Raw genomic sequence first — 23,905 nt, forward strand, 5'->3', positions numbered from 1 at the left:
GTCGTCGTTCCCCTCAGTCGGCCAGCAGTTCCAGAACGCGCGGACCGAGGTCGGTGACGTCGCCGGCGCCCATGGTGACAACGAGGTCGCCGGGCTTCGCCATTCCCGCGAGGACGGCGGGAGCGGCGGCCTTGTCGTGTTCGGCGCGGGTGTCGGCGCCCGCCGCGCGGCCGGCGGCGAGGATGATCTCGCTGGTCACGCCGGGGATCGGGTCCTCGCGGGCCGGGTAGATGTCCAGGACCACGCTCGCGTCGGCCAGCGCCAGGGCCTGTCCCATCTCCACGCCGAGCTCCTGGGTGCGGGAGAACAGGTGGGGCTGGAAGAGGACGAGGATGCGGGCGTCGCCGACGGCGCCGCGGAGCGCTTCGAGGTCGGCGGTCATCTCGGTGGGGTGGTGGGCGTAGGAGTCGATGACCTGCACCCCGTTCGTCTCGCCCTTGAGCTGGAGCCGGCGGCGCACGCCGGTGTACTTGCCCAGCGCCGCGGCGAGCTCCTCGGCCGGGATGCCGAGGGCGACGCCGGCGGCGAGGGCGGCGACCGCGTTGTGGGCGTAGTGCCGGCCGGGCACGGAGACGGTGAAGACGATCTCGCGGCCGTCGAGGAGGACGGTGACCTCGCTGGTCAGGCCGCGCGGGGCGACCTCCAGGACGCGCACGTCGGCGTCGGCGCTCTCGCCGTAGGTGACCACGGTCAGGTCGGCGCGGCCGGCGGTGCGGGCGCGGTCGGCGATCTCGCGGGCGCCCTGCTGGTCGGCGGAGACGACCAGGGTGCCGCCGGGGACGATCTTGCCGACGAAGGTGTCGAAGGACTCGTGGATCTCGTCCATCGACGCGTAGTTCGCGTGGTGGTCGAGTTCGGCGTTGAGGATGATCGCGACGGTGGGGTCGTAGCGGTGGAAGCTGCGGTCGCTCTCGTCGGCCTCGGCGACGAACACGTCGCCCGCGCCGTGGTGGGCGTTGGAGCCGGGGGCGTCGAGGTCGCCGCCGATGGCGTAGCCGGCGTCCAGGCCGAGGGCGGAGAGGGAGACCGCCAGCATGGAGGTGGTGGTGGTCTTGCCGTGGGTGCCGGCGACCGCGATGGCGCGCAGGCCGGTCATGAGGCCGGCGAGGGCCTCGGAGCGGTGCACGACGGGGATGCCCAGCTCGGCGGCGCGGGTCAGCTCGGGGTTGTCGGCGCGGATGGCGCTGGAGACGACCACGCAGGTGGCGTCGTCGGCGAGGTGCTCGCCGGCGTGGCCGATGTGCACGGTGGCGCCGTGGGCGCGCAGGGCGCCGGCGGTCTCGGAGTCGCGGGAGTCGCTGCCGGCGACGCGGGCGCCGCGCTGGGCGAGGATCTTCGCGATGCCGGACATGCCGGCGCCGCCGATGCCGATGAAGTGGGGCCGTTCCATCGCGGTCGGCAGGCCGGGCAGCGTCATGCTGGGTGCTCCAGGGGTTTCGTACGGGCGTGTGGACGGTGCGGCGGCGCCGCCGCACCGTCCCTTGCTTGGAGTGTGCGCTTTCAGCCTATTCGTTGTGGGCGAAGAGTTTGAGCACCGGAACCCCGACCTTGTGCCGGGCCCGGGAGGCCCAGTCGCGGTGGAAGAACTCCTCCACGTAGTGCGGGGCGGTCAGGACGATCACCTCGTCGGCGGTGGTCTCGTCGACGACCGCCTTGAGCTTGTCCAGCGGGTGCTCCTCCACGATCCGGCCGACGGCCTGCGCGCCTCTGTCCCTGAGGGCCTGCACGGAGTGCCGCAGGGCGGTCTCGGCCGGGCCGAGGGCCGCGTCGCCGGTGGGTTCCTCGCGCTCGTGCAGGGCTTCGGGGAGCTCGCCCAGGGCCACGTCGTCGATGGCGCGCAGCAGTCGGTCCTGGTCGCCCCGGGGCTGCATGAGCACGAAGAAGGAGACTCGCTCTTCCCCGTGCAGCGTGGTGACGAAGTCCACGTCCGCGGGGGTCAGCGGCTTCTCGATCATCAATACGCTCGTGAACACGGACGCCCTCTCGTCGTGGGCCGGGACCGGCCGGCCTCTGCGGAAACCATCCTGCCCCGCGTGGGGTGGGGCGGGCGGAGGTATATGTGCCCAGTCGGGGCCGAGCGGAACGGGTTGTTCCGCTTGTCGTCGGCTCAATTCCGACGGTAACGGGTGAACAGGTGGCCGGCCTCCTCCAGCAGGGAGCCGAGGGTCAGGTGTCGGGGCACGTCGAGGTCGGGGCCGTCGGCGATGCGCTGCGCGGAGCCGCCCGCGAGGGTGGGCGAGAGGGTCAGGCACAGCTCGTCGAGGGCGTCGGCGGCGACGAATCGGCCCAGCAGGCGGGGCCCGCCCTCGGTGAGCTGGCGGCGCAGGCCGCGCGCGGCCAGGGCCGGGCCGATGCGGGCGGGATCGGCGTGGGCGCCCTCGCCCGCGTGGAGCACCTCGACGCCGGCGGCGCGGACGGCCGTCACCCGATCGGGGGGCGCGTCGGCGCCCGTGACCACGAGGGTGGGCACGAGGGGGGCGGTGAACAGCGGCAGCGAGAGGTCGAGGTCGAGGCTCGCGCTGACCACGGCGATGGCGGGAGCGGGGCCCTGGCCGGCGGCGGCGCGGCGGGCGGCGAAGGCATCGCGGGCGCGGGCGGGCCGGTACCCCTCCAGGCGAACCGTTTCCGCACCGACGACGACCACGTCCGCCAGCGCCCGCAGGGTGCCGAAGATCCGCATGTCGCTCGGGCCCGACAGCGGCTGCGAACGCCCCTCGTGGTGGGCGGCGCCGTCCAGCGAGCCCACCATGTTGGCCCGCAGCCAGTGCGCGCCCTCCCCGACGGGTTCTCGCCACTCGGCGGACGGCGGATAGGCGTACGCCTCGGCCAGCTCGTCCAGGGTCCATTCCCGGTCGGCGCCGGCGGCCCCGGCGGATGTCGGATCGGTCACAGGGAAGAGACGTCGCATCGGTGCAGTGTGACACGCCGCGTAGAGTTGAGGGCTGTGTCCACCTCTCTCTCCGCGTCCGGTTCCGGTTCCTCCCCCGGAGGGGACCCGATAGCCGACGCGGGCACCACCGCCCCGGCCGCGTTGTGCGCCCGCAGTCCGCGCGTTCCCGCCGAACGGCTGGTGGCCGAGATGGTCCCGCCGCCGCGCTTCGACTCCGTCCGTTTCGACACCTACATCCCCGATCCGACGCAGCCCTCGCAGACCGAGGCGGTCGCCGTGCTCTCCGGGTTCGCCGCCGGCCTCGGCGGGGCCCCGGCGTCCGCGACCGGCAAACGCCGATGGTTCGCCCGCAAGCCGGCCGCGCCCACCGGGCCGCGCGGGGTGTACCTGGACGGCGGGTACGGCGTCGGCAAGACCCACCTGTTGGCCTCGCTGTGGCACGCGACCCCGGCCGAACCGGAGCTGAAGGCGTTCGGCACCTTCGTCGAGTTGACGAACCTGGTGGGCGCGCTCGGTTTCCAACAGACCGTGGCCACCCTGGGCGGGCACCGGCTGCTGTGCATCGACGAGTTCGAACTCGACGACCCGGGCGACACCGTGCTGGTCTCCAGCCTGCTGGCCAAGCTCGTGGAGCGCGGGGTGGCGCTGGCCGCGACCTCCAACACCCTGCCGGGCAAGCTCGGCGAGGGCCGGTTCGCGGCCGTGGACTTCCTGCGCGAGATCCAGGGCCTGTCGGCGCACTTCCGTCCCCTGCGCATCGACGGCCAGGACTACCGGCACCGGGGCCTGCCGGAGGCGCCCGCGCCGTTCACCGACGACCAGGTCACCCGGGCCGCGTACGCCACGCCCGGGGCGAGCCTGGACGATTTCCCGGGCCTGCTGGAACACCTCGCGGGCGTGCACCCCAGCCGCTACGGGGCGTTGACGGAGGATCTGACGGCGGTCTGCCTGACCGGCGTGACCCCGGTGCCCGACCAGTCGACCGCGCTGCGGCTGGTGGTGCTGGCCGACCGGCTCTACGACCGGGAGATCCCGGTGCTGGCCTCGGGCGTGGCCTTCGACCGGCTGTTCAACGACGAGATGTTGAACGGCGGTTATCGAAAGAAGTACTTCCGGGCCATCTCGCGGCTCACCGCGCTCGCCCGCGACGCGAAGGGGCTCGTGGCCGAGTAGGTTGGGGCACGCGAGGGATCGATCGGCGCGCCGCCCCGGCGCGCGCGTCGACGCCCGTCGCCGTACTCACGAACTCCCGGGCCCGTTCGCGGCGTTCCGGGGGTCACGCCACTTTGCGAAGGGACCACCGTCATGGCCACCACGCGTACCGCCCACACGAACTGGGAAGGCAACCTGCTCGACGGCAAGGGGGTCGTCTCCCTCGACTCCTCCGGCATCGGTGCCTTCGACGTCTCCTGGCCCTCCCGCGCCGAGCAGGCCAACGGCAAGACCAGCCCGGAGGAGCTGATCGCGGCCGCGCACTCCAGCTGCTTCTCGATGGCCCTCTCGCACGGCCTGGCCGGCGCCGGCACCCCGCCCACCAAGCTGGAGACGAAGGCCGACGTGACCTTCCAGCCCGGCACGGGCATCACCGGCATCCACCTGACCGTGGTCGGCGAGGTCCCGGGCCTGGACGCGGAGGGCTTCGCGGCCGCCGCCGAGGACGCCAAGAAGAACTGCCCGGTCAGCCAGGCCCTGGCCGGCACCACGATCACCCTCAGCGCCGAACTGGCCTGATCCGGCGAATCCCGCCGGCACCCTCGGGGCCGTTCCCGTCGCACGCGCGGCGGGGGCGGCCCCGAGGCGCGTCAGGACGCGGGCAGGCCCTCGGGCAGGGTGCGCCGGCGCCGCAGCGGGGAGAGCGCGGTCGGCAGCGCGGACAGGCACAGCACCAGGCCGCCCGCGCCCACCGCCGCCGCCGGCGACCACAGCGAGCCCAGCACCGCCGCCAGCCCGGCCCCGACCGCCGACGCCCCCGTCAACAGGAACCGGAAGACGGCGTTCATCCGGCCCTGCATCCCCGGGTCCGTCAACCGCTGCCGCAGGCTCACCCCCAGCACGTTCGAGATCCCCGTCCGCGCCCCGAACAGGAACCAGCCGGCGCCCGCCGCCCACAGCCCGGCCCCCTCGTCCAGCGCGGTCACCAGCAGGCCCGTGGGGGCCAGCCACAGGTCCGTCAGCACGATCCCGCGCCCGTGCCCGAAGCGGCCCGCGAGCCGCCGGGCCACCCGCGTGCCCGCGAACAGTCCGATCCCGCCGACCGCCCAGAACACCCCGAGCGCCCCGCCCGACAGGCCCAGGTCGCGGGTGAAGACCAGCGGCAGCATCGTGTTCACCGCGGAGGTCGCCAGGTTGGCCAGCGCTCCCGTCCACGCCAGGGCCCGCAGTTCGGGCGCGCCCGTCACGTGCCGCAGCCCGGCCGCCGTCCGCGACCACAACGAGCCCACGCCCGCCCCGGCCGCGTCCCCGCCGCGCGCCGGCCCGGACCCGCCGCCGGTGTCCAGGCCCCGCACGGCCCACGCCGACCCCAGGTGCGCGAGCCCGGAACCGAGCAGCGCGAGCGGCGCGCCCAGCAACTGCACCACCGCACCCCCCAGGCCGCGCCCCGCCACGTTCCCCGCCGCCGTCAGCCCCGCCATCGCCGAGTTCGCCGCGAGCAGCGCCCCCGGCCCCACCAGCCGGGGCAGCACGCTCAACGCCGCCACGTCCACGAACACGCTCGCGACCCCCACGCACAGCACCACCGCGCACAACTGCCCCAGCGTCAGCACCCCCGCCCACCAGGCCGCCGGCACCGACAGCAGCAGCGTCCCGCGAACCGCCTCCGCCACCATCAGCACCCGCCTCGCCGGCAACCGGTCCACCCAGGCCCCGGCCGGCAGCCCGATCAGGAGGAAGGCCACCGTGCCCAGCAGCCCGAGCAGGCCCACCTCCCCCGGTCCCGCGTCGAGCACCAGCACCGCCGCGAGGGGCGCGGCCACGTACGTGGCACTGGCCGCCGTCAGACCGAGGCCGGAGGCCGCCATCAGGGCCCGGAACCCCGGGGCCCGCCACGGGGAACCGGCCCCGTCGGGGGCGGGCTTCGCGGACACGGCGAGGAGGGCGCCGCGCGGGCGCCGGGAGGAGAAGGGCATGTCCGCAGCCTCGCCCCCGCGCCCCGCCCGACCGCAATGTTTTAGTCTCCACTGAATCCACCGGACCCACCGGGCCCGCCGACCCACCGACCCGTGCCGGGAGGCCGCCGTGCTCCGCTTCGTCTTCTCCGCCGAGGACATGGCCCGCACCCGCTTCGCGATCTCCCCCCTGTGGGAGACGGTGATGGCCGTCCGCACCCTGGCCGGGGCCGACCCGGACGGGGTGCACCGGCGCTGGACCGCCGAGGTCCGCCCCCGGCTCGCCGCCGCCCGCCTCGACCTCGCCCCGCTGCACGCCCTCCTCCCCCTCACCAGCACCGTCGTCCCCGGTTTCCTGTGCCCCACGCCCAGCACCTCCGCGCCCACCCTCGATCTGGAACTCGCCGCCGTCCGCGCCACCGCGCCCGAGCGGATCCTGACCCGGCAGCCCGAGGCCCGGGCCACGATCGCGGCCCTGCGCGCCGATCCCGTCGCCGGCCTCGACGGGCTGTGCCGGCTGATCGAGGAGTTCTGGGAGCTCGCCCTGGCCCCGTACTGGCCGCGCGTGCAGACCCTGCTGGAGGCGGACGTGCAGTACCGGGCCCGCCGGTTCGCCGAGGGCGGGGCCCACGCGCTCTTCGCCGACCTGCACCCCGACGTCTCCTGGCACGAGGGGGTCCTGACCGTCGACCACCGGGTGCTCTCGGGCGCCCGCGAGCCCGGCGGGCGCGGGCTGCTGCTGGTGCCCTCGGCCTTCGCGCACCCCCGCCTGTTCTCCACCCTCGACGGCGCCGAGCGGCAGATCCTGCGCTATCCGCCGCGCGGCATCGGCACCCTGTGGGAGGCAGCGCCGACGGCCGCGCCCGAGGCCCTGGCCGCGCTGGTGGGACGCACCAGGGCCCGGCTGCTCGCCGAACTCACCGCCCCCGTCTCGACCACCGACCTCGCGCGCCGCACCGGCGTGACCCCGGGGGGCGTCTCGCAGCACCTCGGGGTGTTGCGCGCGGCCGGTCTGGTCTCCTCGCACCGCGCGGGCCGCGAGGTCCGCTACGCCCGCACCCGGGCCGCCGAGTCCCTGCTGCGGGCCGCGTCCTCGGCGCCGGCGGCTCGCTGACGCCCCGCCGGTGACGCCCGACCCGGTGCACACGGGCCCTTCGTCACGTCGCGATTCCCCCCGGTTTGTAAGAGGATCGTACGGAATCGACTCACTGAGGGGTACACCGTGGCCAAGAAGGACCTCGCGCGGGACGTTGCCGAGCGGACGCGGAAGAAGTCGACGGCGCCGTCGCCGACGAAGGACGCCGCCAAGGGGTCGGGCGGGACCCCGAAGCCCGCGAAGACGAAGTCCGCGAAGCCCGCCGCGCCGGCGGAGCCCGCCAAGCCCGCGAAGGGCGACGGGCCCGCGAAGGGCGAGAAGCCGGGCAAGGCGAAGGCCGGGCGGGCTGCGGGGCTGCGGGAGACCCTGCGGGTGCCGGTCGGGGAGCGGCTGGACCTGTCGGCCTTCGACACCCGGATCGTCCCGGCGGGCGGCCCCGCCGACAAGGCGGCCGGGCGGGCCGCGACGGCCGCGATGGAGGCCGAGCTGGCCTCGTTGCAGGAGCGGCTGTACGCGGCGGGCACGGCGGGCGACCGCCGGCGGGTGCTGCTCGTGCTCCAGGGCATGGACACCAGCGGCAAGGGCGGCACGGTCAAGCACGTGATCGGGCAGTTCAACCCGGCGGGTTGCCGGATCCGCGCGTTCAAGGCGCCGACGCCGGAGGAGCAGAACCACCCGTTCCTGTGGCGGATCATGAAGGCGCTGCCGCAGCCGGGCGAGATCGGGATCTTCGACCGCTCGCACTACGAGGACGTGCTGATCGCGCGGGTCCGCGAGCTGGTGCCGCGCAGTCAGCTGGGGCGGCGCTACGCGCAGATCAACCGCTTCGAGAAGTCCCTGGCCGACGACGGGGTGACGGTGGTCAAGGTCTTCCTGCACATCAGCCCCGAGGAGCAGCGGGCGCGGCTGCTGGAGCGACTGGACAACCCGGACAAGCACTGGAAGTTCAACCCGGGCGACATCGAGGAGCGGGCCCTGTGGCCCGCGTACCAGGAGGCATACGAGCTGGCGCTGGAGAAGTGCTCCACCGACGCGGCCCCGTGGTACATCGTGCCCTCGGACCGCAAGTGGTACCGAAATTGGGCGATCAGCAAGCTGCTGTTGGAGCACCTGACGGAGATCGACCCGAAGTACCCCAAGGGCGATTTCGACGTGCGGGACGCCCGGACGCGCCTGCTGGCGACCTGATCCCGCTTCGGGCACCCGAGCCCGTCACCCGCGCGGATCGGCGACGGGCTCGGGATCGACGGGCTCGGGGTCGACGGGCAGGGTCAGCGTGACCTCGAACCCGCCCTCGGGGTGCGGGCCCGCCGTCAGGGTGCCCCCGCACAGCCGGGCCCGTTCCCGCATGCCGACGAGGCCGAGCCGGGCCCCGGCGGGCGCGGGGCCCGGGGCGGGGCGCGGCGGTGGGGGTCCGGTGCGGCCGTGGTCGCGGACGGTCACGCGCAGCCGGCCGGGTTCGTGGCTCAGGTCGAGGTCCACGGGGCCGGGGCCGGCGTGCTTGAGTGCGTTGGTGAGGGCCTCCTGGATCACGCGGTACGCGCAGAGTTGCAGGTCGGGGGCGGTGGGGGCGGGTCGGCCCCGGGTGCGCAGGCGGACGTCGAGTCCGCCGGCGGCCGTGCGGCGGATCAGCTCGGGCAGCCGGTCGAGGTCGGGGGGCGCGCCGGCCCCGTCGGGCCCGTCCGGATCGGTCTCGGTGCGCACGCGGAGCACGGCGAGCAGCCGGCGCAGTTCGTCGATCCCGTCCCGGCCGGCGCCGGCGGCCTCGGCGAGGGCGGCGCGGGCGGCGGCCGGGTCGCTGTCGAGGACGTAGCCGGCGAGTCCGGCCTGCACGGTGACGACGGACAGGTGGTGGGCGACCACGTCGTGCAGTTCGCGGGCGATGGCGAGGCGTTCGAGGAGGACGGCGTCGCGGGCCCGGGCCTCCTGTTCGACGGCGAGTTCGGCGGCGGTGCGACGCAGGGCCTCGTTGCTGCGGGCCAGTTGGTGGCGGGTCTGGCCGAGGGCGACGGCCACGGCCGGGGCGAGCAGGGCCTGGCCCAGGACCAGGGGCCAGGGCAGCCGGCCGGCGATTCCGCTGTGCACGACGGCGAGGGCCACGGGCACGGCCGCGCTCCAGGCGACCGGGGCGGGACGCCGGCCGGCGAGGCTGACCAGGGCGAGGACCGGGACCCACCAGCCGACGGTGGGCTGGTAGCCGCACCACAGGTAGAGGGCGTAGCCGAGCGAGGTGGCCAGGACGGTGGCCAGGGGGTACCGGCGGCGGGCGACCAGGGGCAGCGCGGCGAGCAGGGTGAGCGCGTGGGCGGGTCCGTCGAAGGCGCGCCAGCCGTCCGGGTGGTAGAACCGGCCGGCGACGATCCCGACGGCGGCCACGGCGAGGGCCGGGAGCAGGTCGGCCGCGAGCGACGGGAGCGCGGGGGCTGTGGTCCGGCGGCCCGGCTCCGGGGGGCCGCCGCGCCCTGGGACGCGGTTCACCGGAGGATGGTAGGCCGGTCGGGCGCGCCGGCGCTGCGGGTCGGGAGGGTCCGCGTCGCGCGATCTCCCGTCGGGGTCCGGCCCGGGCCGGCACGGGCGACACGACGACACGACCCCATACCGGGACGCTTATCGGTTCGTCATATATTTTGCGGATGTGACCTCTTCCCTCCGTGCCCGCACCCTCGCGCTCGTCGCCGGCGGCACCGCCCTCGGCACCCTCCTCGCCGGCTGCTCGGGTGGGAGCGGGCCCACCGGGACGGCCGCCCTGAAGCCCGGGACCGGCACCTCCGCACCCGCCTCCCCCGCCCCCTCGGGCAGCCCCGCCTCCCCCCAGGCCGCGCCCGACGCGGCGGCGGCCCCCGCCAAGGTCCCCACCCTGGCCCCCGGCCCCGGCGGCCTGACCCCCGTCTTCGAACGGGCCCGTCAGAGCACGCAGAAGACCGTCGCGCTCACCTTCGACGCCGACATGACGGCCGACCAGGGCCCGCGCGCCGCCGCCGGCGAACACTTCGACAACCCGGGCCTGATCCGCGCCCTGCGCGACCTGAAGGTCCCCTCCACCGTCTTCATGACGGGCCGCTGGGCCGAGGAGTACCCCGACCAGGCGAAGGCCATCGGCACCGACCCCACCTTCGAGATCGCCAACCACTCCTACAGCCACCACGCCTTCAAGGACCCCTGCTACAAGCTCCCGGTCCTCGACCCGGCGGCCGCGCGGGCCGATGTGGACCGCGCCTTCGAGGCGTTCCGCACCGCCGGCGCGAAGAACGTCGTCCCCTACTTCCGCTTCCCCGGCGGCTGCTACGACGACGCGACCCTGCGGGTGCTGTCCGGGGCGAAGGTGACGGCCGTGCAGTGGGACGTGGTCAGCGGCGACGCCTTCGCCACGAACGCCGACGCCGTCGCCGAACAGGTGCTGGCCGGGGTCAAGCCGGGCTCGCTCGTGGTCATGCACTGCACCCGCAGCGCCGCGCCCGTCACCGAGGAGGCGGTCCGCCGGATCGTGCCGGCGCTGCGGGCCAAGGGCTACCGCTTCGTGAAGGTCTCCGAGCTGATGGGCACCTGACCGACCGCCGCCCGCCCGGGCTCAGCCCGAGCAGGCGGTGCGCTGGGCCTCCTGCCACGCGCACACCGGGCACAGCACGAGCCCCGGGGTGGCCGTCCCGTGCTCGGTGGGTTTCCCGCAGTACCCGCAGTCCGCGAACGGCGGCCCGTCGGCCGCGCCCGTCGAGGTGCCGCCGGCGGCGCCGTCCCCGGTCCCGCAGTATCCGCCCTCGTCCACGACCCCTCCGGCCCGCTCGTCACCGATCGGCCCGACCGGGCCGAGGCCCCAGCCTACGACCGGTCGTAGGTGAGGAACACGGCCCCGCCCTTGAGGACGGTGTGGTCGGTCAGCTCCCACACCCGGGGGTCGAAGGAACCGGAACGGGAGAACAGCGGGATGCCGTCGCGGATGGTCAGCGGGCCCACCTTGAGGATCAGGGTGTCGATCTCCTCGTAGAGGGACCCGGCGAGCTCGGCGCCGCCCAGCAGCCAGATGTCCTTGCCCTCCCGCGCCTTCAGCTCCCGCACCTTCGCGACGGCGTCCCCGCCGACCAGCTCCACCGCCGGGTCCGGGCTCTCGGTCAGGGTGCGGGTGAAGACCAGGTGGCGCAGGTGCGGGAAGGCGTCGGTGATCCCGACGGCCAGGCCCAGCTCGTAGCTGCGGCGCCCTTCGAGCACCGTGTCGAAGCGGGTGCCCTCGGCGGTCACCCCGAGGGCCTGGCGCGCCTGCACCGGCAGCGCCTCCGGGTACTCCTCGACCAGGTGCCGGACGTAGTCCTCGGGGATCGGCCAGAACCCGGCCGGCCCGGTGGGGTCCGCGCCGTCGGGGCCGGCGATGAACCCGTCGAGCGTGGTGGCCACGAAGTGGACGAGCTTGCGGGGCATGGGTCTCCTCGGTGGTCGGGGCGTGCGAAGGCACGGTCCGCCCGGGCACCGGGGCACGCGGCGGGCCGTGAGCGGATCCTGCCGGCCCCACCCCCTGCGCGGCCGGCCCCCGACGGCCGACCTGTCAGGTGCGGTGTCCGCGACCCCGCACCCCCGTGACCCCGCGGGCCGGGCGGGACGGGGGCCGGCAGACTGGGGCGGATGAGCAGCCACGACCTCTCCCCCGCCGCCCCGCCCGCGCCGCCCGTGGGCGCCGACAGCCCGTTCCGGCAGGGTCGCGACCCGCGCGACGAGGCCCCCCAGTTCGTCCTGCCCCTCGTGGTGCGGATCGAACGGGCCGAGCCCCCGGGCCGCACCGACGCCCTGGAGACCGCGGCCCGCGCCGTCCTCGTCCTCCTCGACGACGAGCGGGCCCACGGCGAGGGCCCGTGGGCCGAGGCCGTGCGCGACTGGCAGGACGCCCGGATCCGCAAGGTGGTCCGGCGGGCCCGGGGCGCGGAGTGGCGCCGGGCCGAGGCCCTGGACGGGATCACGGTGAGCGGCTCCGGGCCGCGCCCCACCGAGGTGCGGGTCTTCCCGCCGGTCCCGCTGGACGCCTGGCCCAAGGACCTCGCCAAGCTCCAGGTCTCCGGCACCGACCTGGAGGACCCCACCCCGCCGGGGCCGGCCCCCGAGGGCCTGCCGGTGCTGTGGCTGAACCCGCGCCTGGACATGTCGGCGGGCAAGACCATGGCCCAGACCGGGCACGCGGCGCAGCTCGCCTGGTGGGTGCTCGGGCCGGACGAGCGGGCGCGCTGGCGGGCGGACGGGTTCGCGCTGGCCGTGCGCGTCTCCCCGGACGCCGAGCACTGGGCGGCGCTGCTCGACGCCGACCTGCCCGTGGTCCGCGACGCCGGTTTCACCGAGATCGCGCCCGGCTCGTGCACCGTCGTCGCCGACCACCCCGCGCTGCGCTGAGCGCCCGCCAAGCTCAAATGAAGCTCTGAACCTCGCCGCCGCGGGTTGGGCGCGGGCCCCACCGGTCATCACCCCGGGGAGAACGGCGACGGGGTGAAGGGGGACGAGCCCGTGGAGCGCAGGACCCGACTCGGGGTGGGCATCGGCTGGCGGCCGGAGATCGCGGACGCGGTCGAACGGCTGCCGGGCCTGGACTGGGTGGAGGTGGTGGCCGAGAACGTGTGTCCCGGCCACCTGCCCGCCTCCCTGCTGCGGCTGCGCGAGCGCGGGGTCACGGTGGTCCCGCACGGGGTGTCGCTGGGGCTGGGGGGCGCGGACCGGCCCGATCCGGGGCGGTTGGCGGCGCTGGCCGAGCGGGCGGTGGCACTGGGGGCGCCGCTGGTCACCGAGCACATCGCGTTCGTGCGGACCTCGGCGCCGGCGCTGGAGGCCGGGCACCTGCTGCCGGTGCCGCGCACCCGGGACGCGCTGGACGTATTGTGCGAGAACGTGCGGATCGCGCAGGAGGCGCTGCCCGTGCCACTGGCCCTGGAGAACATCGCGGCCCTGGTCAACTGGCCGGACGAGGAGCTGTCCGAGGGCCGGTTCCTGGCCGAGCTGGTGGAGCGCACGGGGGTGCGGCTGCTGATCGACGTGGCCAATCTGCACACCAACCGCGTCAACCGGGGCGAGGACCCGTTCGCGGTGCTGGCCGAACTGCCGCCGGAGGCGCTGGCGTACGTGCACGTGGCCGGCGGGGTGGAGCGGGACGGGGTGTGGCACGACACGCATGCCCACCCCGTGCCGCCGGTGGTGCTGGAGGTGCTGACGGGGCTCGCGGAGCGGATGGACCCGCCGGGGGTGCTGCTGGAGCGGGACGACGACTTCCCGCCGGAGGAGGAGCTGGCCGGGGAGCTGACCGCGATCAGGGGCGCCCTCGGCGCGGCCCGCCCCCCGACCCCGCGCCCGACCCCCGCCGCCACCGGACCCACCGCCACCGGTCCCGGCTCCGGAGCGGTGCGGCCGGGGGCCCGGGGGCGGCTGGCCGTCGGGCAGGCGGCGCTGCTGTCGGCGCTGGTCGCGGGCACCCCGGTGCCGGAGGGTTTCGACGGGCCCCGGGTCCGGGTGCAGGCGCGGGCCCTGGTGGCCAAGCGGGCCTCGGTGGTGCGGCGGATCGCGCCGGAGCTGGTGGAGCTGACGGGCGGTTCGGAGGCGTACCGGGAGGCGTTCGCGGCGTACGGGCGCGGCCGGCCGCTGCCGGGCGGGTACCGGCGGGACGCCCTGGACTTCGCGGCGGAGGTGCTGGCCCGGGGCCTGCCCGCCGATCCGGCCGCGCGGCGCCGGCTGGCGGCCTGGTGGCGGGAGCGGGCGGCGGCCCGCCGCCCCTCGGCGGCCCGCCGGCTGCTGGGGGCGGCGTGGACGGTGCTGGCGGGGCCGGTGTGGGCGGTGACCGACCGGGTCGCGGCCCGCGGGGCGCGGGGACGCGGGCCGGGGGCGGACACGGGGCCGCTCCCGGCCCCGGTCGCCGCGCCGGACGCCCCGGTCCGGGTCGGGGCGGGGGCCGGGCCGGGGGCACGGGGGTGAGCACGGCGGCGTCCGTCCTGACCCTGCTGCTCGTGGGCGCGATCGTGGGCTCCCGGACCCTGCTGCTGCGGCTGCGTGTCCGTTCGCTGCCCGTTCCGCCGTCGGGCGCGGACTCGTGGGTGCGCGACCGGCACGAGGCGGCGTTCCTCTCGGGCGGGCCGGGGCGGGTGGTGGACGCGACGGTGGCCGCGCTGGTCGAGGCCGGGTCGGCGCGCGTGGCGGCGCCCGGGGTGTTGACCGTGGCGGGCGGGGCCCGGGGGCGGGACGCGGTGGAGGCGGCCGTGCTGGAGGCGTGGCGGACCTCGTTCGGCGGCTCCCTGTCCGAGGTGCGGCAGGCCGCCGTGCGGACGCCGGCCGTGCAGGGGGTCGGGGACGGGTTGGCGGCCCGGGGGCTGTTGTTGCCGGCGGCCTGGGGTCGGCCGTGGCGGCGGTGGGCCGCGGTCCACGTGGTGGTCTGTCTGCTGCTGTTGCCGGTGGCCCTGTTGTCCTTCGTGGCGGTGGTGGTCGGGACCGACACCTCGCCGTTGTTCGGCCTGTTCCTGTTCGGCGGGCTGATCACGGGCCTGGTGTGGGGGATCGCGGATTCCCGGGTCGCGCGACGCCGCTTGTCACCGGCCGGGGCCGAGGCCCTGCGGGCCGCCGAGCCGCCGCGCGGCGCCCCGGTGGATTTCGGAACGCTCGTCTCGTTCCTCGGGACGGGGGCCCTGCCCGACCCCGCGTTGCGGGACGCGCTGGCGGGGGCCCGCCGGGAGGCGTCGCGGGCCCGACGCGCGGCGGCCGGCGCGGGGGTCGGGGCGGCGGTCGGGCTCGCGGTCGCGGACGTCAGCTGGTGCGGGACGGCCGGCAACGACGGCTGCGGCGGGTCGAGTTGCGGGGGCTCCGACGGGGGTTCGGGGGGCGGCGGGTGCGGCGGGGCCTCGGGCTGCGGGTCCTCGTCGGGGTCCTCGTGCGGTTCTTCGGGCTCCTCGTGCGGGGGTGGGGGCGGGGGTTCGAGTTGCGGTGGTTCGTCGTGATTTCCACCGCCCATCGCTGACCTGACGGTTCATCACGAACCGGTCACGAGCCGCTCACACCTCGCTCCACCCCCCTGACCTGCGGGTTCTTCCTCCGGTAGAACTCCGCCATGTTCTGGGTCCTGTTTCTCCTGATGGCCTGGGGCGGGGTGGGCTTCGCGTGCGAACGTCTCCTGCGGGCCGCCTCCGCCCTGGACGCGCCCGTCTCCCCCGAGCCCTCCCCGCTCGCCCTCGGGCCGCACGAGGTGGCCGCCCTCGCCGGGGGTCCCGGCCGGGTGGCCGACCTCACCCTGTTCGCGATGCACGCCGGCGGCCGGGTGCTGCTCGCGCCCACCGGATGGGTGGTGCGGGCGGTGGGCGACGGCCGTGACGGCCGCGAACGGGCCCTGCTCGCGGCCTTCGGGTCCGCCGAGCGGCTCTCCCTGACCCGGGCGCGGGCCGCGATAGGCGGCTCGGACGCGGTCCGGGAGCTGACGGCGGGGCTGGGCGCGGCCGGGTTGCTGGTGCCGGCCGGGCTCGCGGACGGGATGCGCGCGGCCGTGCGGGCCCTGCGCGTGGCCGGGCTCTTCACGGTGGCGATGGCGGTGGCCTCCTTGTGCGTGCCGGATCCGACGCCGGGGCACACCACGACGGTGCTGTGGTGGTTCGCGCTGCCGCTGGTACTGGTCGGCGGCGCCTTGGCGATCGCCCGCTTCGAGGCGCACCCGTACTCGCCGTGGGCGACGCACGCGGGCCGGCGGGCGCTGCGCGCGGCCGGTCGGGAGGCCCGGGTGCCGGGGGCCGATCCGCTGCTGCGGGCCGCGCTGCGCGGCCCGGAACGGGACCCGGACCCGGGGGTGCGCGCCCTGTGGCGCGGGGCCGGGCGGGCCGGGGAGCCGTCCGCCGCCGCCCCGGGCTCCCGTCCCGACGCCGATCCCGACCCGCCGCCCGCCCACCGGCCGCCGGTGCCGCCGGGCGGGTGATCACGGCCCCGCCTCCGCGCCCCGTTCTCCCCGCTCCCGGCCCGGTCGCTTTACTCGCCGCCCGCCGTCGTCTCTCATCTGATGATCGGTCCACGGCGAGCGGGGTGACGGTGCGCGAACGAACACCACGGGCACGACGGGCCCCTCGGCTGCTGCCCGCCCTGGTCCTGTCGGTCGCCCTGACCGCGCTGACCGTCCTGCCGGCCCCGCCCGCGCTCCCGCTCCGGCCCGACCGGGCCCGCGCCGCCGACCGTCCGACCGGGGACCGGGCCGCCGGCGTGGCCCTCGCCGCCCGCCGCGCCGCCGCCCGGGGCCTGTCCTTCGGCCCCTGCCCGGAGGTGGAGCGGCTGCCCGACCCGGTCCGCTGCGCCCTGCTGAGCGTCCCCCGCGACTACGCCGAACCGGACGGCCCCCGACTGGAGCTGACGGTCAGCCGGGTCCCGGCCTCGGGCCCGCGCGGCTCCCGCCAGGGCGCGCTGCTGTTCAACCCGGGCGGGCCGGGCGGCTCCGGGATGTGGTTCCCGCTGCTGGCCGAGTCCGCCGCCTGGACCTCCCTGGCCGCCGCCTACGACTTCGTGGGCTGGGCCCCGCGTGGGGTGGGCCGGTCCGCTCCGCTGTCCTGCCGCGACCCGCTGGCCCCGCCGCCCGAACCTCCGGAGGCCGACCCGGGCCTGCCGCCCACCCCCGCCGAGACCACCCGGCGCCGCGCCCTGGCCACCGACTACGCGCGCGGCTGCGCGGCCCGCTCGGGGGCCCTGCTGCCGCACGTGACCACCGCGAACAACGCCCGGGACCTGGAGGTGCTGCGGGCCGCGCTCGGCGAGCCGGGCCTGAATCTGCTCGGGGCCTCGTACGGCACGCTGCTCGGCGCCGTGTACGCCCGGATGTTCCCCGACCGGGTGCGCCGGATGGTCTTCGACTCGGTGGTCGACCCCGATCCGGCGGGCCTGTGGTACGGCGCGAACCTGGCCCAGTCGCGGGCCTTCGAGGGCCGGGTGCGCGATCTGTGGGCCTGGACGGCCCGGCACCACGACGTGTACGGCCTGGGTCGGACCCCGCGGGCGGTCGCCGCGCGCTGGGAGCGGATCCGCGCGGAGTTGGCCCGGCGGCCGGCGCGCGGCCCGGAGGGGGTCGTGGGCCCGGGGCGGGCGCGGTCCTGGTTGTTGCGGGCCGCGTACGAGGACGAGGAGTGGCCGGACCGGGCGGCGGCGCTGGCGGCCTGGGCGCGCGGGGATCGGGGGCCGCTGTTGGCCTCGGCGGCCCCGGATCCGGCGTGGGCGGCGGAGGACGAGAACGCGACGGCCGTGTACACGGCGGTGCTCTGCAACGACGCGCCCTGGCCGACGGACTGGGCGCGGTGGGAGCGGGACCTGCGGGAGACGGCCCGGGAGGCGCCGTTCGAGACCTGGGCCAACGGCTGGTTGAACGCGCCGTGCGCGACGTGGCCGGTCTCGGGGCGGGAGGCGCTGCCGGAGGTCGGGGATCCGGGCGGGCGGCTGCCGGCGACCCTGCTGGTGGCGGCGGAGCGGGACGGGGCGACCCCGTACGCGGGGGCCCTGTCGTTGCGCCGCCGGCTGGGCGGTCGGGCCGCGCTGGTCACGGAGCGGGAGGCGGGCGCCCACGGGGTGGTGGGGGGCCGCAACGCGTGCGTGGACGGGCACGTCGCGCGCTATCTGCTGACGGGCCGCACGCCGGGGGACGGGCCGGGGGCCTCGGTGGTGTGCGCGCCGCATCCGGAGCCCGCGCCGGTGTCGCTGGACGACACGGCGGCGCCCGGACCCCGTCGGGGGTCGGCGCCGTGGCGTGTCCTCTGAACTTCCGGTGCGGGGTCTCCGGCTGCGTCGTTTCGGGGGCAGGGCCTCCCGACGTGCCGGCGGACGGGGGTCCGCCGGTCCTTCCCCCCGGGGGGAGGTATCAGGCGAGCCCGTCGACCAGGTCGGCCACGGACTTGCGGCGGCCCGTGTAGAACGGGACCTCCTCGCGCACGTGCATGCGGGCCTCGGAGGCGCGCAGGTGGCGCATGAGGTCGACGATCCGGTACAGCTCGTCGGCCTCGAACGCGAGCAGCCACTCGTAGTCGCCCAGCGAGAAGGAGGCGACGGTGTTGGCGCGCACGTCGGGGAAGCCGCGGGCCATCTTGCCGTGGTCGGCGAGCATCCGGCGACGGTCCTCGTCGGGCAGCAGGTACCAGTCGTAGCTGCGCACGAAGGGGTACACGCTGACGTAGTCGCGGGCGACCTCGTCGGCGAGGAAGGCCGGGATGTGGGACTTGTTGAACTCGGCGGGGCGGTGCAGCGCCATGTTCGACCAGACCGGCTCCAGGTGCCGGCCCAGACGGGTGCGGCGGAAGAGGTTGTACGCGCCCTGGAGCTCGTCGGCGGTCTCGGCGTGCCACCAGATCATGACGTCCGCGTCGGCGCGGAGCCCGGAGACGTCGTAGCTGCCGCGCACGACGATGTCCTTGGCGGCCAGCTGGTCGAACAGCTCCTGGACCTCGTCGGCGAAGCCGGCGCGGTCCACGGGCAGCACGTCCTTCAGCTTGAAGACGGACCACAGGGTGTAGCGGATGACCTCGTTGAGGTCCTTGGCCTTCTTCCCGGCGTTCGGGATCTTCTCCGGAGCAGTCATGTTCCCTATTGTCCCTGTCCTGATCAGTGCTTTGTGCCAGGGGTCCCGTGACGGACGCGACACGCGCGGGGCCCCGTCCGCGGGGCGCCGGCGTCAGCGCGGCAGGGCCGCCTCGACGGCCGCGTCCGCGCTCGCGACACAGGCCGGGACGCCGACCCCGTCGTAGAGGGCGCCGCAGACGGCGAGCCCGGGGTGGGCGGCGACGCCGGCCCGGATCCGGGCCACCCGGTCGAGGTGGCCGACGGGGTACTGGGGCAGGCCGCCCTCCCAGCGGGTGACGGTGGAGTCCACGGGGCGGGCGGCGAGGCCGACGGCGTCCCCGAGGTCGGCGAGGGACACGTCGACGAGTTCGGCGTCCTCCCGCTTGAGGTCGCTCTCGTCGCCGTGCCGGCCCACCGAGGTGCGCAGCAGGAACAGCTCCGGGTCGGCGGCGGCCCAGGCCCACTTGTTGGAGACGAAGGTGGACGCCTTGATGGTGCGGCCGTCGACGGGCGGCACGAGGAAGCCGCTGGAATCCCCGGCGGTGATCGCCTCGGGCAGCTCCGAGCGGCGGAAGGCCATCGTGACCAGGGCCATCGAGGCGTACTCGACGGCGCGCAGTTCGGCGGCGGCGCCGGGGGCGACCTCGGCGAGGACGGCGGCGGCGGGGGCGGCGGGCGCGGCGATGATCACGGCGTCGGCGGCGAGTTCCCGCTCCGCCTCCCCGGCCGGCGCGATCCGCACGGCCCAGCCGTGCTCGGTGCGGCGCAGGCCCGTGACGGGGGTGTCGGCGAGCAGGTCGGCGCCGGCGGCGCGGCAGGCGTCGGCCACGGCGAGCGGCAGCCGGCCGATGCCGCCCGCGATGCCCGCGAAGACGGGGCCCTGCTGCGCGGGCGCGGCGGCGGCGCGGGCCTGGAGGGCGCGGACGGCCTCGCCGAGGGAGCGGTGGGTGCGGGCGGCCTCGAAGAGCTGCGGGACGGCGGCGCGCAGCGAGATCAGGTGCGGGTCCCCCGCGTACACCCCGCCGAGCAGCGGTTCGACGAGCCGGTCGACGACCTCCTGGCCGAGCCGCTCGGCGACGTGCCGGCCGATGGCCACGTCCTCGCCGATCGGGGTGGCCGGCATGTCGGCGTCGGCGGCGAGACGGGCGAGCCCGGCCTCGGAGAGCACGCCGGAGGCGGCCAGCGCCCCGGTGTCCCCGGGGACGCCCATGACGTGCCCGCCGGGCATCGGGCGCAGGGCGCCGCGCGTCCACAGGCGGGCGCCGAGCACGGCCGGGGGCTGCATGTCCGGGCCGAGACCGACCTCGCGGGCCAGGCCCACGGCCTCGGGGCGGCGGGCCAACAGGGATTCGGCGCCGAGGTCCACGGGGGCGCCCGCGACCTCGCCGGCGCGCAGTTTCCCGCCGAACCGGGGGCCCGCCTCGACCAGCGTCACCCGGGTGCCGGGTCGGTCCACGAGGACCCGGTGGGCGGCCGCGAGGCCGGAGATGCCGCCTCCCACGACGACGACGTGCCGCGACTGATCCGTACGCATGTCCGCTTCGTGCATGGACACATCGTCTCATCCCGATCATGCCGGGCGGACCGAGTCCGCCCGGTTATCCCTTCGGAACCGGCCCGTTACGGCGGGTGCGGAACCCGGCGGGGGCCCGGGGGCATCGAAGGGGAACACGACGAACTGGGGGGTGCCATGAACGACGCGCACACGAGACGGTCCCGGGCACGGGCCGCGCGGTGGACGGCGGCGGCGACGCTGACGCTGGCCCTCGCGCTGACGGGCTGCGGGGCGGACGGCGGCGGGGACGCGAAGAGTTCCGGCGGCGCGCCCCGGGCGGCGGCCGACACCTCGCGCGACCTCGCGGCCGGCCCGGAGGCGGCGGCCACACCGGGCGCGGCGAAGAACCCGCAGGCCCCGACGCCCGCCCCGGCGGCCTCGGCGCCGGCCGGGCAGCACGTGATCCGCACCGGTTCCGTCTCGGTGGAGACCACGAAACCGGCGCAGGCCCTGACGGCGGCGAAGGCGGCCGCCGCGAAGGCCGGCGGCTACGTGGGCGCGGAGGACACCGAGCGGCGCGAGGACGGCGCGGTGGGCTCCACGCTGACCCTGCGCGTGCCCACGGACCGCTTCGACGAGGTGATGACCGCGCTGGAGGGCGGCGGGAAGCTGCTGAACCGGGAGGTGTCGGCGGAGGACGTCACGCAGAAGGTCGCCGACGTGGACAGCCGGGTCAAGTCCCAGCAGGCCAGCGTGGTACGGGTGCGGGAGATGATGACGAAGGCCGAACAGCTCTCCGACATCGTCCTGTTGGAGGGCGAACTGGGCCGCCGACAGGCCGACCTGGAGTCGCTGATCGCCCAGCAGACGGCGCTGAGGGACCGCACCTCCATGGCGACGATCACCCTGCGGGTCTCCGAACCGGCCGCCGAGGAGAAGAAGGACGAGTCCACCGGCATCGGCGCGGCCTTCGGCGAGGGCTGGACGGCGTTCACGGCCGCCCTGCACTGGCTGATCGTGCTCCTGGCCCGGATCCTGCCCTTCGCGGCGATCGCCGTCGCCGCGACCCTCCTGCTCCGCGCCCTGCGCCGCCGACGCCGCGCCCAGCGCCCGACCCCGACCCCGACCCCGACCCCGACCCCGACCGACGACGGGCCCGGGCACGCCCCCGTACCGTGACGCCCGAGAGGATCACCGGCGAGGAGAGGACGATCGGCATGGCGAGGGAACGGCTCGTGGTGGTGGGTGGGGACGCGGCGGGCATGTCGGCCGCGTCCCAGGCCCGCCGGGCCCGGACGGCGGAGGACCTGGAGATCGTCGCGTTCGAACGCTCGGAGTTCACGTCGTACTCGGCGTGCGGCATCCCGTACTGGGTGGCCGGCGAGGTCGGAGAACGGGAGGAGCTGATCGCCCGCACCCCCGAGGAACACCGGGCCCGCGGCATCGACCTGCGCACGGGCACCGAGGTCGTGGAGGTGGACGTGGCCGGCCGCCGGGTCCGGGCCCGCGACCTCGCCTCCGGCACCGAGTCCTGGACCGGCTGGGACCGCCTGGTCCTGGCCACGGGCGCCCGCCCGATCCGCCCGGACCTGCCCGGCATCGACGCACCGAACGTGCACGGCGTGCAGACCCTCGCCGACGGCGGCGCCCTCCTCGACACCCTGACCCGACTGGACCCGCCGGCCGGCCGCCGGGCCGTGGTGGTGGGCGCCGGGTACATCGGAGTCGAGATGGCCGAGGCCCTGAGCACCCGCGGCTTCGCCGTGACCGTGCTGCACCGGGGCCCGCAGCCGATGGCGACCCTCGACCCGGACATGGGCGCGCTGGTGCACACGGCCATGAACGGGATGGGCATCGAGACGGTCGCGGGCGCGGAGGTCGTCGAGGTCCTCCTCGACGACGCGGGCCGGGCCCGGGGCGCGCGCTGCGCGGACGGCTCCGAGTACCCGGCGGACCTGGTGGTGCTGGGCATCGGCGTGGCCCCGCGCACCGAGCTCGCGAAGGCGGCCGGCCTGCCGCTGGGCGCCTCGGGCGGGCTGCTGACGGACGCCTCGATGCGCGTGCGCGGCCAGGAGCGGATCTGGGCGGGCGGGGACTGCGTGGAGGTGTGGGACAGGGTCGCCGAACGCACCCGGCACATCCCCCTGGGCACCCACGCCAACAAGCAGGGCCAGGTCATCGGCACGAACGTCACGGGCGGCGCGGCGACGTTCCCCGGGGTGGTGGGCACGGCGATCACGAAGGTGTGCGCGCTGGAGATCGGCCGCACCGGCCTGCTGGAGCGCGAGGCCCGCGAACTGGGCCTGGACTTCGCGTCGGTGGTGATCGAGTCCACCACCACGGCCGGCTACTACCCGACGGCGGCGCCGATGACCGTGAAGATGCTCGCCGAACGCGGCACGGGCCGGCTCCTGGGCACCCAGATCGTGGGCCGGGGCCCGGGCTCGGCGAAGCGGGTGGACGTGGCGGCGGTGGCCCTGACCGCCGGGCTCACCGCGGCCGACGTGGTCTCCCTGGACCTGGGCTACGCGCCGCCGTTCTCCCCGGTCTGGGACCCGGTGCAGGTCGCGGCCCGCAAGGCGGTCGCGGCGACCCGCTGAACGCGCCCGGCCCCGCCCTCCCGCGGAAAGCGGGGGGACGGGGCCGGGGTCGGGCGAGGGGGGGTCAGACCGCGGTGCGGGTGTGCACGTGCTCCACGAGGCGGGTCAGCGCGTCGGGGTCGGTGGTCGGCAGCACGCCGTGCCCCAGGTTGAACACGTGGCCGGGGAGGTCGGCGGCGGCCGCGAGGACCTCGTCGGCCTTCGCGCGGACCACGTCGTGACCGGCGAAGAGGACGGCCGGGTCCAGGTTGCCCTGGAGCGCCTTGCCGGGACCGACGCGACGGACGGCCTCGTCCATCGGGATCCGCCAGTCCACGCCCACCACGTCGGCGCCGGCCTCGCCCATCAGGCCGAGCAGTTCGCCGGTGCCCACACCGAAGTGGATCCGGGGCACGCCGTGGTGCGCGACCGCGTCGAAGACCTTGACGCTGGCCGGCATCACCGAACGCCGGTAGTCGGCCGGGGCCAGGGCGCCGACCCAGGAGTCGAAGAGCTGCACGGCGGAGGCGCCGGCCTCGATCTGGATCGTGAGGAACGCGGAGGTGATCTCGGCGAGCCGGTCCAGCAGCTCGGCCCACAGCTCGGGCTCGCCGTACATCATCGCCTTGGTGTGCTCGTGGTTGCGGGACGGGCCGCCCTCCACGAGGTAGCTGGCGAGGGTGAAGGGGGCGCCGGCGAAGCCGATCAACGGGGTGCCGCCGAGTTCACCCGTCAGCATCCCGATCGCCTCGATGACGTACGGGACGTCCTCGGGGGTCAGGTCGCGCAGCTGCGCGAGGTCGGCGCGGGTGCGGATCGGGTTGGCGACGACCGGGCCGACACCGGGCTTGATGTCGAGGTCGATGCCGATGGCCTTCAGCGGGACCACGATGTCGGAGAAGAAGATCGCCGCGTCCACGTTGTGCCGGCGCACCGGCTGGAGGGTGATCTCGGTGACCAGGTCGGGCCGCATGCAGGACTCCAGCATGGCGGTGCCCTCGCGGACCTTGCGGTACTCCGGCAGGGAGCGCCCCGCCTGCCGCATGAACCACACCGGGGTGTGTGGCACCGGCTCCCGCCGGCACGCCTTGAGGAAAGCGGAATCGTACGTCTGGCTGGGCTGGCCCGTGGGGCGGTCGTCGGTGCTCACGGCCCAAATCTTCGCACGTGCGCCGAAGTGGCCGGCCCGGTGCGGGTGTCCCTGCGCCGAACGGGCCGGGGTTC

Annotated in this window: 22 protein-coding genes; 12 read left to right on the plus strand and 10 right to left on the minus strand. The window is 76.1% G+C overall.

What is annotated here, in order from left to right; translation table 11 throughout:
- Positions 1 to 13: 13 nt before the first annotated feature.
- From murC to ACN20G_RS03580, 3 genes are all read right to left on the minus strand, one after another.
- Positions 14 to 1,417, minus strand: coding sequence for a UDP-N-acetylmuramate--L-alanine ligase (gene murC / locus ACN20G_RS03570; protein ID WP_424211245.1), 1,404 nt, complete (start codon positions 1,415 to 1,417; stop codon positions 14 to 16).
- Positions 1,418 to 1,505: 88 nt separating this feature from the next.
- The gene (locus ACN20G_RS03575; protein ID WP_424211246.1) at positions 1,506 to 1,973 is read right to left on the minus strand and encodes an indole-3-glycerol phosphate synthase; all 468 of its coding nucleotides are present in this window, start codon (positions 1,971 to 1,973) and stop codon (positions 1,506 to 1,508) included.
- Between the two features lie 134 nt (positions 1,974 to 2,107).
- A complete protein-coding gene (locus tag ACN20G_RS03580) occupies positions 2,108 to 2,908 on the minus strand; it encodes a pyrimidine reductase family protein (RefSeq protein ID WP_424211247.1) in 801 nt (266 codons plus the stop codon).
- A 90-nt stretch (positions 2,909 to 2,998) separates the two neighbouring features.
- Between ACN20G_RS03580 and zapE the strand changes: the two genes are divergently transcribed.
- Together zapE and ACN20G_RS03590 are read left to right on the plus strand one after the other, a co-directional pair.
- Positions 2,999 to 4,063, plus strand: coding sequence for a cell division protein ZapE (gene zapE / locus ACN20G_RS03585; RefSeq protein WP_424215352.1), 1,065 nt, complete (start codon positions 2,999 to 3,001; stop codon positions 4,061 to 4,063).
- A 132-nt stretch (positions 4,064 to 4,195) separates the two neighbouring features.
- Positions 4,196 to 4,621 (plus strand): OsmC family protein, encoded by a 426-nt coding sequence (locus ACN20G_RS03590; RefSeq protein ID WP_424211248.1) that lies wholly within the window; start codon positions 4,196 to 4,198, stop codon positions 4,619 to 4,621.
- Between the two features lie 71 nt (positions 4,622 to 4,692).
- Here the strand turns inward: ACN20G_RS03590 and ACN20G_RS03595 are convergent, their stop codons facing one another.
- Positions 4,693 to 6,018 carry an MFS transporter gene (locus ACN20G_RS03595; protein WP_424211249.1) on the minus strand — a complete coding sequence of 442 codons (1,326 nt, stop codon included), beginning with the start codon at positions 6,016 to 6,018 and terminating at the stop codon, positions 4,693 to 4,695.
- 109 nt (positions 6,019 to 6,127) lie between these two features.
- Between ACN20G_RS03595 and ACN20G_RS03600 the strand changes: the two genes are divergently transcribed.
- Positions 6,128 to 7,111 carry a DUF5937 family protein gene (locus tag ACN20G_RS03600; RefSeq protein ID WP_424211250.1) on the plus strand — a complete coding sequence of 328 codons (984 nt, stop codon included), beginning with the start codon at positions 6,128 to 6,130 and terminating at the stop codon, positions 7,109 to 7,111.
- A gap of 336 nt (positions 7,112 to 7,447) precedes the next feature.
- Positions 7,448 to 8,281 carry a PPK2 family polyphosphate kinase gene (locus ACN20G_RS03605; protein WP_424215353.1) on the plus strand — a complete coding sequence of 278 codons (834 nt, stop codon included), beginning with the start codon at positions 7,448 to 7,450 and terminating at the stop codon, positions 8,279 to 8,281.
- Between the two features lie 24 nt (positions 8,282 to 8,305).
- On the opposite strand, the gene ACN20G_RS03610 is transcribed toward ACN20G_RS03605, so the two are convergent.
- The gene (locus ACN20G_RS03610) at positions 8,306 to 9,571 is read right to left on the minus strand and encodes a sensor histidine kinase (protein WP_424211251.1); all 1,266 of its coding nucleotides are present in this window, start codon (positions 9,569 to 9,571) and stop codon (positions 8,306 to 8,308) included.
- Positions 9,572 to 9,728: 157 nt separating this feature from the next.
- On the opposite strand from ACN20G_RS03610, the gene ACN20G_RS03615 reads away from it, so the two are divergent.
- Complete coding sequence (locus ACN20G_RS03615) at positions 9,729 to 10,640, plus strand: polysaccharide deacetylase family protein (RefSeq protein WP_424211252.1); 912 nt, start codon at positions 9,729 to 9,731, stop codon at positions 10,638 to 10,640.
- Positions 10,641 to 10,661: 21 nt separating this feature from the next.
- On the opposite strand, the gene ACN20G_RS03620 is transcribed toward ACN20G_RS03615, so the two are convergent.
- Both ACN20G_RS03620 and ACN20G_RS03625 read right to left on the minus strand, forming a co-directional pair.
- Complete coding sequence (locus tag ACN20G_RS03620) at positions 10,662 to 10,856, minus strand: hypothetical protein (protein WP_424211253.1); 195 nt, start codon at positions 10,854 to 10,856, stop codon at positions 10,662 to 10,664.
- A 53-nt stretch (positions 10,857 to 10,909) separates the two neighbouring features.
- Positions 10,910 to 11,503 (minus strand): dihydrofolate reductase family protein, encoded by a 594-nt coding sequence (locus ACN20G_RS03625; RefSeq protein ID WP_424211254.1) that lies wholly within the window; start codon positions 11,501 to 11,503, stop codon positions 10,910 to 10,912.
- 201 nt (positions 11,504 to 11,704) lie between these two features.
- Here ACN20G_RS03625 and ACN20G_RS03630 point away from each other — a divergent pair, with 201 nt between their 5' ends.
- From ACN20G_RS03630 to ACN20G_RS03650, 5 genes are all read left to right on the plus strand, one after another.
- Positions 11,705 to 12,460 carry an aminoacyl-tRNA hydrolase gene (locus tag ACN20G_RS03630; protein ID WP_424211255.1) on the plus strand — a complete coding sequence of 252 codons (756 nt, stop codon included), beginning with the start codon at positions 11,705 to 11,707 and terminating at the stop codon, positions 12,458 to 12,460.
- Positions 12,461 to 12,571: 111 nt separating this feature from the next.
- On the plus strand, positions 12,572 to 14,023 hold the full coding sequence (locus tag ACN20G_RS03635) for a DUF692 domain-containing protein (protein WP_424211256.1): 1,452 nt from the start codon (positions 12,572 to 12,574) through the stop codon (positions 14,021 to 14,023).
- Positions 14,020 to 15,036 carry a TIGR04222 domain-containing membrane protein gene (locus ACN20G_RS03640; protein ID WP_424211257.1) on the plus strand — a complete coding sequence of 339 codons (1,017 nt, stop codon included), beginning with the start codon at positions 14,020 to 14,022 and terminating at the stop codon, positions 15,034 to 15,036. Before ACN20G_RS03635 ends, ACN20G_RS03640 begins: the two co-directional genes overlap by 4 nt.
- Positions 15,037 to 15,146: 110 nt before the next feature.
- Positions 15,147 to 15,998, plus strand: coding sequence for a TIGR04222 domain-containing membrane protein (locus ACN20G_RS03645; RefSeq protein WP_424211258.1), 852 nt, complete (start codon positions 15,147 to 15,149; stop codon positions 15,996 to 15,998).
- 110 nt (positions 15,999 to 16,108) lie between these two features.
- Complete coding sequence (locus ACN20G_RS03650) at positions 16,109 to 17,812, plus strand: alpha/beta hydrolase (protein WP_424215354.1); 1,704 nt, start codon at positions 16,109 to 16,111, stop codon at positions 17,810 to 17,812.
- A gap of 100 nt (positions 17,813 to 17,912) precedes the next feature.
- On the opposite strand, the gene hemQ is transcribed toward ACN20G_RS03650, so the two are convergent.
- Positions 17,913 to 18,626 carry a hydrogen peroxide-dependent heme synthase gene (gene hemQ / locus ACN20G_RS03655; RefSeq protein ID WP_424211259.1) on the minus strand — a complete coding sequence of 238 codons (714 nt, stop codon included), beginning with the start codon at positions 18,624 to 18,626 and terminating at the stop codon, positions 17,913 to 17,915.
- 93 nt (positions 18,627 to 18,719) lie between these two features.
- Positions 18,720 to 20,141, minus strand: a complete 1,422-nt coding sequence (gene hemG / locus ACN20G_RS03660; RefSeq protein ID WP_424211260.1) for a protoporphyrinogen oxidase — start codon at positions 20,139 to 20,141, stop codon at positions 18,720 to 18,722.
- 156 nt (positions 20,142 to 20,297) lie between these two features.
- Here hemG and ACN20G_RS03665 point away from each other — a divergent pair, with 156 nt between their 5' ends.
- Both ACN20G_RS03665 and ACN20G_RS03670 read left to right on the plus strand, forming a co-directional pair.
- Positions 20,298 to 21,281 carry a DUF4349 domain-containing protein gene (locus ACN20G_RS03665; protein ID WP_424211261.1) on the plus strand — a complete coding sequence of 328 codons (984 nt, stop codon included), beginning with the start codon at positions 20,298 to 20,300 and terminating at the stop codon, positions 21,279 to 21,281.
- Positions 21,282 to 21,319: 38 nt separating this feature from the next.
- On the plus strand, positions 21,320 to 22,702 hold the full coding sequence (locus ACN20G_RS03670; protein WP_424211262.1) for an FAD-dependent oxidoreductase: 1,383 nt from the start codon (positions 21,320 to 21,322) through the stop codon (positions 22,700 to 22,702).
- 64 nt (positions 22,703 to 22,766) lie between these two features.
- Here ACN20G_RS03670 and hemE read toward each other — a convergent pair whose 3' ends face one another.
- Entirely contained in the window at positions 22,767 to 23,831 is a 1,065-nt protein-coding gene (gene hemE / locus ACN20G_RS03675; RefSeq protein ID WP_424211263.1) for a uroporphyrinogen decarboxylase, read from the minus strand.
- Positions 23,832 to 23,905: the final 74 nt, after the last annotated feature.

It is taken from the genome of Streptomyces dryopteridis (assembly GCF_049606955.1).
GTDB lineage: Bacteria > Actinomycetota > Actinomycetes > Streptomycetales > Streptomycetaceae > Streptomyces.

Bases quoted from the DNA above. Each gene is read 5' to 3' on its own strand.
- murC (WP_424211245.1), bottom strand. From the start codon at position 1,417: ATGACGCTGCCCGGCCTGCCGACCGCGATGGAACGGCCCCACTTCATC.
- ACN20G_RS03580 (WP_424211247.1), bottom strand. From the start codon at position 2,908: ATGCGACGTCTCTTCCCTGTGACCGATCCGACATCCGCCGGGGCCGCC.
- ACN20G_RS03590 (WP_424211248.1), top strand. From the start codon at position 4,196: ATGGCCACCACGCGTACCGCCCACACGAACTGGGAAGGCAACCTGCTC.
- ACN20G_RS03595 (WP_424211249.1), bottom strand. From the start codon at position 6,018: ATGCCCTTCTCCTCCCGGCGCCCGCGCGGCGCCCTCCTCGCCGTGTCC.
- ACN20G_RS03625 (WP_424211254.1), bottom strand. From the start codon at position 11,503: ATGCCCCGCAAGCTCGTCCACTTCGTGGCCACCACGCTCGACGGGTTC.
- ACN20G_RS03630 (WP_424211255.1), top strand. From the start codon at position 11,705: ATGAGCAGCCACGACCTCTCCCCCGCCGCCCCGCCCGCGCCGCCCGTG.
- ACN20G_RS03645 (WP_424211258.1), top strand. From the start codon at position 15,147: ATGTTCTGGGTCCTGTTTCTCCTGATGGCCTGGGGCGGGGTGGGCTTC.
- hemQ (WP_424211259.1), bottom strand. From the start codon at position 18,626: ATGACTGCTCCGGAGAAGATCCCGAACGCCGGGAAGAAGGCCAAGGAC.
- hemG (WP_424211260.1), bottom strand. From the start codon at position 20,141: ATGCGTACGGATCAGTCGCGGCACGTCGTCGTCGTGGGAGGCGGCATC.
- ACN20G_RS03665 (WP_424211261.1), top strand. From the start codon at position 20,298: ATGAACGACGCGCACACGAGACGGTCCCGGGCACGGGCCGCGCGGTGG.
- ACN20G_RS03670 (WP_424211262.1), top strand. From the start codon at position 21,320: ATGGCGAGGGAACGGCTCGTGGTGGTGGGTGGGGACGCGGCGGGCATG.